This window comes from Hydrogenophaga sp. 70-12, assembly GCF_001897365.1.
Lineage (GTDB): Bacteria > Pseudomonadota > Gammaproteobacteria > Burkholderiales > Burkholderiaceae_C > Hydrogenophaga > Hydrogenophaga borbori.
In genome coordinates, this window is record NZ_MKSS01000309.1 from 1 (window position 1) to 7805 (window position 7805).

At 71.5% G+C, this 7805-nt stretch carries 11 protein-coding genes; 7 read left to right on the forward strand and 4 right to left on the reverse strand.

Translation table 11 applies throughout. The features are described 5' to 3' along the window. Both BGO22_RS16380 and BGO22_RS16385 read left to right on the forward strand, forming a co-directional pair. The coding region (locus BGO22_RS16380) for an alpha/beta fold hydrolase (RefSeq protein WP_286851783.1) at positions 1–242 on the forward strand (242 nt) is incomplete at its 5' end. Between the two features lie 105 nt (positions 243–347). Next, positions 348–674, forward strand: a complete 327-nt coding sequence (locus BGO22_RS16385; RefSeq protein WP_070400802.1) for a hypothetical protein — start codon at positions 348–350, stop codon at positions 672–674. A 6-nt stretch (positions 675–680) separates the two neighbouring features. On the opposite strand, the gene BGO22_RS16390 is transcribed toward BGO22_RS16385, so the two are convergent. Then, positions 681–1121, reverse strand: a complete 441-nt coding sequence (locus BGO22_RS16390) for a PACE efflux transporter (RefSeq protein WP_070400803.1) — start codon at positions 1119–1121, stop codon at positions 681–683. A gap of 122 nt (positions 1122–1243) precedes the next feature. Here BGO22_RS16390 and BGO22_RS16395 point away from each other — a divergent pair, with 122 nt between their 5' ends. Together BGO22_RS16395 and BGO22_RS16400 are read left to right on the forward strand one after the other, a co-directional pair. Further along, on the forward strand, positions 1244–2158 hold the full coding sequence (locus tag BGO22_RS16395) for a LysR family transcriptional regulator (protein WP_204744086.1): 915 nt from the start codon (positions 1244–1246) through the stop codon (positions 2156–2158). Between the two features lie 73 nt (positions 2159–2231). Beyond that, positions 2232–2435, forward strand: a complete 204-nt coding sequence (locus BGO22_RS16400; RefSeq protein ID WP_147326207.1) for a putative motility protein — start codon at positions 2232–2234, stop codon at positions 2433–2435. A gap of 16 nt (positions 2436–2451) precedes the next feature. Here the strand turns inward: BGO22_RS16400 and BGO22_RS16405 are convergent, their stop codons facing one another. Continuing rightward, positions 2452–3444, reverse strand: a complete 993-nt coding sequence (locus BGO22_RS16405) for a LysR family transcriptional regulator (protein ID WP_286851787.1) — start codon at positions 3442–3444, stop codon at positions 2452–2454. Between the two features lie 126 nt (positions 3445–3570). On the opposite strand from BGO22_RS16405, the gene BGO22_RS16410 reads away from it, so the two are divergent. From BGO22_RS16410 to BGO22_RS16420, 3 genes are read left to right on the forward strand one after another with little or no spacing between them, the layout of a single operon-like run. Continuing rightward, entirely contained in the window at positions 3571–4548 is a 978-nt protein-coding gene (locus tag BGO22_RS16410; protein ID WP_286851789.1) for a tripartite tricarboxylate transporter substrate-binding protein, read from the forward strand. Between the two features lies 1 nt (position 4549). After that, positions 4550–5107 (forward strand): 4-hydroxylaminobenzoate lyase, encoded by a 558-nt coding sequence (locus BGO22_RS16415; protein ID WP_286851790.1) that lies wholly within the window; start codon positions 4550–4552, stop codon positions 5105–5107. Then, positions 5104–5793, forward strand: a complete 690-nt coding sequence (locus BGO22_RS16420; protein WP_286851792.1) for a nitroreductase — start codon at positions 5104–5106, stop codon at positions 5791–5793. The genes BGO22_RS16415 and BGO22_RS16420 overlap by 4 nt, the downstream gene beginning before the upstream one ends. A 54-nt stretch (positions 5794–5847) precedes the next feature. Here BGO22_RS16420 and BGO22_RS16425 read toward each other — a convergent pair whose 3' ends face one another. Together BGO22_RS16425 and BGO22_RS16430 are read right to left on the reverse strand one after the other, a co-directional pair. Beyond that, complete coding sequence (locus tag BGO22_RS16425) at positions 5848–7284, reverse strand: efflux transporter outer membrane subunit (RefSeq protein WP_286851793.1); 1437 nt, start codon at positions 7282–7284, stop codon at positions 5848–5850. Positions 7285–7296: 12 nt separating this feature from the next. Then, a partial coding sequence (locus BGO22_RS16430) for an efflux RND transporter permease subunit (protein WP_286851794.1) occupies positions 7297–7805 on the reverse strand: 509 nt, incomplete at its 5' end.

The following is a 7805-nucleotide window of genomic DNA, read 5'->3' on the forward strand; positions in this document are numbered from 1 at the left end:
CGGTCTTGAACAGCGAGGCCATGGCCGTGCCGCGCGAGCGGCTGAAGCGGATCGCCTGCCCGGTGCTGCTGCTGGGCGGCGAATTCGATCCGCTGATGCCGCCGGACCTCGTTCGCGCCGTCGCGGCGCACTTCGCGCGGTCGCAGTCGGCGGTCATGGCGAACTGCGGGCACTCGCCGTACTTCGAGCGACCGGCCGAATTCAACGATCGCGTGGAGCGCTTCCTGGACGCGGCGGGCTGAGGCGCGGCGGAGCCGCCACAGATCAGTGGCTTAGGTCCTACAGATGGGCGACAGTGAGGGGCTTCCCGGGGGTGCGCCGCGGCGGCCCGATGCTCTAATTTCTTCATGTTGAAGAAAGCGTGGTTTCGTTTCGGCCTGAGCCGCGCCCTCGGCGAACTGGGCATTCCGTCGAACACGGTGCCCTCGCACCTGCGCCAGGCGGTCATCGATCTGGGCCTGAGCGAAGGCTTCAACCCGCGCGAGGCCGCGCTCATCATCTACTTCCGCACCCCGGCCATGCGCCTGCTCGAGGCGCAGCGGGCGCAGACCACCATCGCGGCCTGGCAGACCAGCCAGGCCGTGCGCCAGGGCTACTTCGGGCGCGCGGTGCGCCAGGAATTCCCGCTGCCCGAGGTCTCGGGCGTGCGGGAGAGCCTGTTCCAGGATTCCTGAGCCGGCTCAGCCGCCCGGGGCCGGCTGCGGCGCGGCCGAGGCCGGCAGGCCGAACACGCGGTCGAAGCCCAGGTTGAACACGTAGGTGTAGACCAGAAAGAACACGATCAGGCCCAGGTCCAGCACGAAGGCCTGCCACAGCGACACGCCCAGCCACCAGGCGAACAGCGGCACCAGCATGAGCACCAGGCCGGCCTCGAAACCCAGGGCGTGCGCGATGCGGCGCGCCACGCCGCGCCCCTTGGTGGCCTGGCGCGCTTCCCAGCGCTCGAACAGGGTGTTGTAGGCCAGGTTCCAGACCACGGCGATGGCCGAGGCCGCGACCGCCGCCACGCTGGCGTGGCCCAGGCCGCTGTCGGACAGCAGGGCCAGGCCGGCGCTGGAGGCGGCGATGGCGAACAGCTCGTAGAGGGAAACGTAGACGATCTTGCGTCGAATGCCTTGCATGGTCGGGAATCCTTCGGGTGGCCCCCGCGGCGGATGGGCGGGGGCGATGGGGGCACTGTATGCGCACATTTCTGAAGGGAAAAGTCAGATAATTTCAGAAAATCTGACAGATAGGGGCGACCATAGCCTTCACCAGCGACAACCTGCGCACCTTCCTGGCGGTGCTGGACACCGGCTCCTTTTCGGCCGCCGCGCGCCAGCTGGGCCGCGTGCCCTCGGCGGTGAGCATGGCCATCGCGCAGCTGGAGGCCGAGCTGGACCTGGTGCTGTTCGACCGCCGCGCGCGCGAGCCCCGGCCCACCGACGTGGCGCGCGCGCTGGAGCCGCAGGCGCGCCAGATCGCCAGCCAGCTGCGCCGCCTGGGCGCGCACGCCCAGGCCCTGCACCAGGGGCTGGAGCGCCAGCTCACCATCGCCATCGCGCCCGAGCTGCTGTCGGCGCCCTGGAGCCGGTCGCTGGCGGTGCTGGCCGAAGAATTTCCGGCGCTGCTGGTGGAGGTGCTGTCGGCGCCGCAGGCCGACGCCTTGCGCATGTTGCACGCCGGCGAGGCGCAGCTGGCCCTGGTGTTCGAGCGCCCGGGCAGCGACGAGCGCGAGGGCTTCCAGGAGCTGGGCACCGAACTGTTCGTGGCCGTCATCGCCGCCGACCACCCCGAGGCCCTGGCGCGCCAGGGCGCGCTGCAGCTCAACGACCTGATCGAGATCCGCCAGATCGCCGTGGCCAGCCGCGACCCGCGTGGGCGCGACCCGCGCATGCTGCTGTCGCGCCACCTCTGGCGCACCGACAGCCACCTGGCCACGCTGAGCCTGGTGCAGGCCGGCCTGGGCTGGGCCTACCTGCCGCGCCGCCTCATCGAGCCGCTGGTGGCGGCGGGCGGGCTCACCGAGATTCGCTTCGGCAACATCAGCAACCAGCTGCGCCTGTGGGTGGACGTGGTGTGGAACGCGGAGCGGCCGCTGGGGTTGGGGGCGCAGCGGTTCATCGAGCTGATGCGGCAGGCGACGCGGGAGGCGGGGGAGGGCCCCGGCCTGGGCTGAACCGGGCGCGCGGTTCAAGAACGGGGGCGACCGACCGATACCAGGAACAAGGCATTCAGCAACAGGAGTTCCCGTGGACGTTTCACCCGCCGCCATGGTCCAGGCCGTCGTGGCCAACCAGCAAGCCGACGTGGCGCAGAAGGTGCAACTCGCCATGCTGCGCAAGTCCATGGACATGCAGGGCAGCGCCGCGCTGGCGCTGCTGCAAGGCGTCACCGGCGCGCTGCCTCTGGCCACGTCGGGCAGCGTCGGCACACAGGTGAACGTGCTGGCCTGAGCTCGGGCCGCGGTCCTCAGGCCTTCGCCACGCGCCGCTCACCAAGCGCGCCCGCCACCTCGGCCACCGCGTCGCGCAGCCAGGTGTGCGCGGCGTCGTGGTCGTGGCGGCTGTGCCAGACGGCGCGCGTGGTGGCCTGGCTGGCCGGGTAGGGCGGCTGGCGCATCACCAGGCCGGTGTCGCCGCGCGTGAGCGCCCGCGCCAGCGAGGCCGGCACGATGGACAGCATGTCGCTGTCGCGCAGCAGCGCCGGGATCGCGAGCGAATGCGGCACGGTCACGCGCACGCGGGGCTGCACTCCCTGCGCGTCCAGCGCCTCGCGCAGCGCGCCGCGGTCGAACATCTCCGACTGGCGCGCCAGCCCGCGCTCCAGGATGAAGCCGTCCACCGCGCCTTCTTCCTGCCCGCCCACCGAGATGGTGACCAGCGGGTGGCGCGCGAAGGCCGTCAGCGTGAGCCGGCCGCGCGACGCCGGGTGGTCCTTGCGCATCAGGATCGCCTCGCCCTGCGACATCAGGGTGCGCGCGCTCATGCGCGGTGGCACCTGAGAGAAGATGCCGATCGCGAGATCGATGCGGCCAAGGTCGATCTGCTCGGCCAGGTCCAGCCGCGTGGACGGGCGGATGACCAGGTCCACGCCCGGCGCGGCGCGCTGCAGCTTGCGCGCCAGCGGCGCCACCAGCACGGCGGTGACGTGGTCGTTGGCCGCGATGACGAACTGGCGTTGCGAGCCGCGCGCCGAGAATGGCGCCACGTCCAGCGTGGCCTCGATGCGCCGCAGCGCGTCGCGCAGCGCGGGCGCCATGCGCAGCGCACCCCCGGTGGGCACCATGCCGCGCCCCGTGCGAACGAAGAGCTCATCGCCCACCACCTCGCGCAGCCGCGACAGCGCGTGGCTGACGGCCGACTGGCTCAGGTGCAGCCGGCGCCCCGCGAGCACCAGGTTGCGCTCCTCAAAGACCGCGTCGAAGACCTTCAGCAGATTGAGGTCCACCTTGCCGATGCTCATGCTTGCCCACTCCGATATGAATGCTGTGCAACGAACCATTGCACAGAGACCAGTTCCCTGCAATCCGCAATCGTCGCAGCATTCGGGTCAACGGACATCGGTTGCCGTTGAAAGCAGAGGACCCGCATGAACACACTCTCCCGCCGCGCCTTCGCGCAGTTGCTCGCGGCCCTGCCGGCCGCGGGCGCGTCCTGGCCTTTGCTGGCCAACACCCCGGGCAAGCTGTTGGTGGGCTACCCCGCTGGCGGCACGCTGGACACCACCGCGCGCCACCTCGCCGACGCCTGGCGCCGCGAAGGCCGAACCTTCATCGTCGACAACCGCGCCGGCGCGGCCGGGCGCATCGCCAACGGCCAGCTCAAGCGCGAAACGGCCGACGGCAACACCCTGCTGTGCACGCACACCTCGGCGCTGACGATCTACCCGCACGTCTACACCAAGCTCCAGTACGACGCCGAGGCCGACTTCGTGCCCGTGTCCTCTTTGGTCACGGCCGGTTGTGCCTTCGCCATCAGCGGCAACGCCCCCGCCGCGGTGAAGACCTTGCCCGACTACGTGGCCTGGGTGCGCCAGACGCCGGGCGCCGCGCTCTACGCCTCGCCCGCCGCCGGCTCGGTGGCGCACTTCCTGGGCTACCAGCTGTCCGAGGCCGGCGGCCTGAAGCTGGAGCACATCGCCTATCGCGGATCGGCCCCCGCCATGCAGGACCTGCTGGGCGGGCAGATCCCGGCCTATTTCGGTTTCGTCGCCGACTTCCTGCCCTATGTGCAGCAGGGCAAGGTTCGGATTCTGGGTGTGACGGGCGAGCAGCGCTCGCGCTTCCTGCCGAACGTCGCCACGTTCGCCGAGCAGGGCTTGGGCCAGATTCGCGGCGCGGAAACCTATGGTGTCTTCGCGCCACCGGGCACGCCGGCCGACACCGTCAACGCCCTGCACGCCGCCATCGACAAGGCCAGCCGGGACGCCGCTCTGCGCGCCGGCTTCGAGAAGGTCGGGCTGGAGGTGCGCGCACGCACGCCCAAGGAGTTCGCGGCCCAGATCCGCCAGGAACGCGAGACCTGGGCGCCGGTGGTGCGCGCGTCGGGCTTCCGCATGGAGGAGTGAGATGAACCCGGACACCGACATCCGCGAACGCGAGGAACTCATCGCGTGCTGCCTGCCCTTTCTCGCCGAGGTGAAGGACATGACGGCCGGCACCGAGGTTGAGCGCTGGCTCAACGCGCAACGTGGCCCGGGCAGCGCGCTGTTCGACACGCTGGCAAAACTGATCAAGCGGGGCGTGGCCGATGGCTGGGCCGCCAACATCGAGATCGATGGACCCATCTACCGCCGCAGCCGCCTGCTCGAACCCTCGGCGCGCACGCACCACTTCAGCATCACCGCCGTGTACATGGACAGCCGGGGCAACACGCAAGGCAACCCCGAAGGCAGCTACCGCGGGCAATACCACGCGCACCCTTACGGCGAATTCAATATGGTGATCCCCGTCACGCCGGGCGCCGCGCTGGCGGGCCCGAATGGCTGGTGCGAAGCGGGCTGGACCGCGCCACCGCCCGGCAGCCACCACTACCCCGAGGCCAAGGGCGGCGCGGTGATCGCGCTGTTCTTCCTGCCGGCCGGGCGCATCGCCTACCACCCGGCACCGGACGGGGGCGCGCGATGACGCTGTCCATCGACGACACCACCGCCTGCCTCGACGGCCTGCTGCGCTCGCGCTGTTCGGTGCGCGCGTTCCGAGACGAAGCGGTGTCTCGCGAGACGGTGCTGGAAATTCTGCGCGTGGCCAGTCGCGCGCCGAGCAATTCCAACACGCAGCCCTGGCAGGTCTATGCGCTGGCCGGCAAGGCCATCCGCGAGGTGGAGGGGGCCATCACCGCCGTCTTCGACAGCGGCGAGCTCCCGCCGCCCCACCACTTCCCCACACCGCTGCCCGAGGCCTACGGCGCGCGCCAGGCGGACTTCGCCGCGCGCTACTACCAGGCCCTGGGCATCGACCGCATGGACGCCGCCGCGCGCGCACGCCAGACGCGGCGCAACTTCGGCTTCTTCGGCGCGCCGGTGGGCCTCATCTTCAGCATCGACGCCTGCCTGAAGCCGCACAGCTGGCTGGACCTGGGTCTGTACCTGCAGAGCGTGATGCTCGCGGCGCGCTCGCGCGGGCTCGATACCTGCCCGCAGGTGAGCTTCGCGCCGTACCACGCGGTGATCGCGCCGGTGCTCGGCCTGCCCGAGGGGCAGGTGACGGTGTGCGGAATGTCGCTCGGCTACCGCGACGAGCGCGCGGCGGTGAACGGCTTTGAGACACCGCGGCGCGAGGTGGGCGAGTTCGTCCGAATGATGGGGTTTTGACGCAAGCCCCCTTTCGTGGCGTCGAGGCCCCAGAGTGGGGCGCCGCGCCATCGCTCAGCCGCGCTGCGGCTCGCCTGTCCCCCATCCCCCACCCAAGGCCCGGATCAGCCGCACCGTGGCCTGCTGCCGCGCCGCCTCCACGCGCTGCGCCTGGCGGCGGTTGAACAGTTCGTTGCGGCGCGCGTCCAGCAGCTCGAGCTGGCTCACCAGCCCGTTGCGCCAGCGCGTCTCGGAGATCGCGCTGGCGCGCTGCGCGGCGTTGACCGCGCGGCCTTGGGCCAGCGATTGCTCGTGCAGCAGGCGCAGGGAAGACAACTGGTCCTCCACCTCGCGCAGGGCGTTGAGCACCTGGCCGCGGTACTGCGCCGCCACCGCGTCGAACTCGGCTTGCGCGTTCTGCACGCCGGCCTGGCGCCGGCCGCCGTCGAACAGCGGCAGCGACAGCAGCGCGCCCACGCCCCAGGAGCGCGCGGACCACTGGAACAGATCACCCAGCTCCGGCGAGGCAAAGCCCGCCGCGCCGGTGAGCGACACGCGCGGGAACCAGGCGGCCTGGGCCACGCCCACGCGGGCCTGCGCGGCCAGCAGCGAGGCCTGCGCCGCGGCCACGTCGGGCCGGCGCGCGAGCACGGTGGCGGGCACGCCGGGCGGGATCACCGGCAACGTGCGCGCCGTGGCGGTGGGGGCCAGCGCGAAGCCCGAGGCGGGCTCGCCCAGCAGCACGGCCAGCGCGTGTTCCAGCTCGGCTCGTGTGCGCTCCAGCGCGATGACCTCGGCCTCGGTCGCGGCCTGCTCGGTCTGGATGCGGATGACGTCCAGCTCGGCCACGTCACCGGCCTCGAAGCGGCGCTGCGTCAGGCGCAGGGTGTCGGTGTAGGCGTTGGCGGTGTCCTGCATCAGGGCGCGCTCGGTGTCGGTGGCGCGCAGGGCCAGGTAGGTCTGCGCCACCTCGGCCTGCACCAGCAGGCGCGTGCTCTGCAGCAGGGCCTGGCGCGATTGCGCATCCAGTGAAGCGGCGTCCTGCGCGCGGGCCAGGCGCCCGAACAGGTCCACTTCGTATGAGAGGTTCAGGCCGGCTTGCAGCAGTGTGGCCGGCGTCGAACCGTTCGCGGTGTTGGCGCCCGCGCCACGGTCCGCCGAGGCGCCCGCGCCGATCTGTGGCGCACGCTCGGCCTGTGCGCCGCGCAGCAGCGCGCGCGCCTGGGCCAGCCGCGCGGCGGCCTGTTGGATGTCGGTGTTGCCCACGGCCGAGCGCTCGATCAGTGCATCGAGCACGGGATCGCCGAAGGCCTTCCACCAGGTGCCCCGGCTCTGGGCCTCGGCGGGCGGGGCGATGGTCCATTGCGCAGGGTCCGTGGCCTGCGCGGCCGGGCCTTGTTCCTTGAACTGCGCCGGCGTGTCCACCGACGCGGGCAGCGGCGGCAGCGCGGTGGCGCAGCCGGCCAGCACCAGGGCGACGGCCAGCGGCAGGAGGCGGTTGATGGTGTTCATGGTGGAAATCCTTCAATGCGTGACCGGGGCCGCGGGCAGGGGCCGGGCGTCGGCGCCGCCGCTGGCCAAGCCCTTGAAGTGGGGTGTCTCCCCGTGTTGCCGCAGGGGGCGGTTGCCCGTCAGCTGGCGCAGCAGCACGTAGAACACCGGCGTGAGGAAGAGGCCAAAGGCGGTCACGCCGATCATTCCGGCGAACACCGCCACGCCCATGGCCGAGCGCATCTCGGCGCCGGCGCCGCTGGCCAGCACCAGGGGCAGCACGCCCATGACGAAGGCCAGCGAGGTCATGAGGATGGGTCGCAGGCGCAGGCGGCTGGCTTCGATGGCGGCCTGCACCGGCGTGCGGCCCGCGAACTCCAGTTCGCGCGCGAATTCGACGATCAGGATGGCGTTCTTCGCCGACAGGCCCACCAGCACGATCAGCCCGATCTGCGTGAAGACGTTGTTGTCCCCGCCGTCCAGCCACACCCCCGTCATGGCCGCGAGCAGGCCCATGGGCACGATGAGGAGAATGGACAGCG

Excerpts from the sequence above, each read along its gene's own strand:
- BGO22_RS16385 (WP_070400802.1), top strand. The coding sequence starts at position 348 with ATGTTGAAGAAAGCGTGGTTTCGTTTCGGCCTGAGCCGCGCCCTCGGC.
- BGO22_RS16390 (WP_070400803.1), bottom strand. The coding sequence starts at position 1,121 with ATGCAAGGCATTCGACGCAAGATCGTCTACGTTTCCCTCTACGAGCTG.
- BGO22_RS16405 (WP_286851787.1), bottom strand. The coding sequence starts at position 3,444 with ATGAGCATCGGCAAGGTGGACCTCAATCTGCTGAAGGTCTTCGACGCG.
- BGO22_RS16410 (WP_286851789.1), top strand. The coding sequence starts at position 3,571 with ATGAACACACTCTCCCGCCGCGCCTTCGCGCAGTTGCTCGCGGCCCTG.
- BGO22_RS16415 (WP_286851790.1), top strand. The coding sequence starts at position 4,550 with ATGAACCCGGACACCGACATCCGCGAACGCGAGGAACTCATCGCGTGC.
- BGO22_RS16420 (WP_286851792.1), top strand. The coding sequence starts at position 5,104 with ATGACGCTGTCCATCGACGACACCACCGCCTGCCTCGACGGCCTGCTG.
- BGO22_RS16425 (WP_286851793.1), bottom strand. The coding sequence starts at position 7,284 with ATGAACACCATCAACCGCCTCCTGCCGCTGGCCGTCGCCCTGGTGCTG.